The sequence below is a fragment of the Frankia tisae genome (genome assembly GCF_025403405.1).
Lineage (GTDB): Bacteria > Actinomycetota > Actinomycetes > Frankiales > Frankiaceae > Frankia > Frankia tisai.
Genome location: NZ_JANEZT010000661.1, coordinates 1 through 1656, shown reverse-complemented (window position 1 = coordinate 1656; position 1656 = coordinate 1). Strand labels below are relative to the sequence as shown.

Annotated in this window: 1 protein-coding gene; it reads right to left on the bottom strand. The window is 74.5% G+C overall.

Annotated features, from left to right (window positions below):
- The coding region (locus tag NBZ85_RS30920; RefSeq protein WP_498041280.1) for an oxidoreductase at positions 1-1656 on the bottom strand (1656 nt) is incomplete at both ends.

Sequence of the window (1656 nt, the reverse complement as noted above, 5' to 3'; positions counted from 1 at the left end):
GCCAGCGGTTGCGGCCCGTCCGGCCCACGCACTCTTGATTGCAGGCCACGCAGGTGCCGCCTTCGCCCCGGGCGCCGCCGACACGGGCGCCTTCGCTGCGGGCGCCCGTCCGGGCTGCCGCGGCGAAGGCAGGGTTGGCGATCTGGCCGCGGACCACCCCGACGAGATCGGCCTGGCCGGCGGCCAGGACCCGTTCGGCCTGCACCGGGTCGGTGAACCTGCCGACGGCGACGACCGGCAGGTCGACCACGGCCCTGATCGCCGCGGCGATGTGCGCCGCGTAGCCCGGGCGGACCTGCATGCTCGGCACGATCAGCGGCAGCGTCGAGGTGGCCACACCGATGGCCGTGTTGAGGTAGTCGACCGCGCCGGTGGCGTCGACCATCGCCGCGACCGCGACTGCCTCGTCGAGGGTGATGCCCCCCTCGACCCCGTCGTCACCGCAGAGCCGCACGCCCAGAACCCGGCCGGGCCCGATCGCCGCCCGCACCGCATCGATGATCTCCAGTAGCAGTCGAGCCCGGTTCGTGAGTGGGCCGCCGTAGCGGTCGGTACGCCGGTTCGTGGTCGGCGCCAGGAATCCGCGGATCAGGGAGCTGTGCGAACACTGCACCTCGACGCCGTCGAAGCCGCCCGCCGCGGCGTGCGTGGCTGCCCGGGCGAAACCGGCGACCACCTCGGCGATCTCGGCCTGCGTCACTGCCTTGGGGACCTCACGGAACATCGGGTCCGCCACCGCGCTGGGCGCCCACACGGGTAGCCGGGTGTAGGTCGAGGAGGACTGCCCGCCGTTGTGGTTGAGCTGGGCGAGCACCGGCACCCCGTGCGCGTGGACCGCGTCGGCGATCCGGCGCAGACCGGGGACCACCGCCGGATCGAAACCGCGGATCATCTTCTCGTAGGGACGGTCGCCCGGATGGGTGGTGAGCTCCTCGGTGATGACCAGCCCTGTTCCGCCGGCCGCCCGGGCGGCGTAGTAGGCGGCGTGGCGCGCGTTCGGCAGACCCTCGTCGGCGTAGTTGGTCAGGTGCGCGCAGAACACGATCCGGTTGGGCAGTGCCAGCGGCCCGAGCTGCCGCGGGGTGAACAGCCCTGGCGGTTCGCTCGTCCCCGCGTCGCCCGGCCGGGCGGGTGCGGATCGCCGCGGCCCGTTCGGGGCATCCTCCGTACCTGCCGGTCGACCCTGGCCGGGGCCGGGAATGTCATGGCCCGCCCGGGGGGAGTCGGGCTGGCCGGCGCCGATCTCCAGCGCTTGGTGACGGCCTTCCAGGACGGCCTGCAGGACGGTTCGCGGCGCAATCGTGTCCCCCGCCCGGGGCAGCTCCGGGCGGCGGGTGTGCAGCGTGTCCCGCGGCAGCCGGGGACCGCAGTCGATGACGGCGGTGCAGGCGAGGATCTGCCGCTCGGCTGTCCACACGTCCGCCAGCCCGAGCCCGTCCGGACCGATCTCGCGTATCCGGGACCGCGTCCGGCGGTGGACACCGGCGCGGGCCAGCCGCACGTTCGCGGGCGCGAGATCGCTGGCGGCCAGGCGGGCGCCGACCACCGGGTCGGGCGTGACGATCGTGACTGAGCGGCCGAGCTCGGCCAGCCACTGCGCGGTCGCCACCCCCATGGGTCCCCCAAGCGGGTCATGGACGACCACCGCCCCCGCAG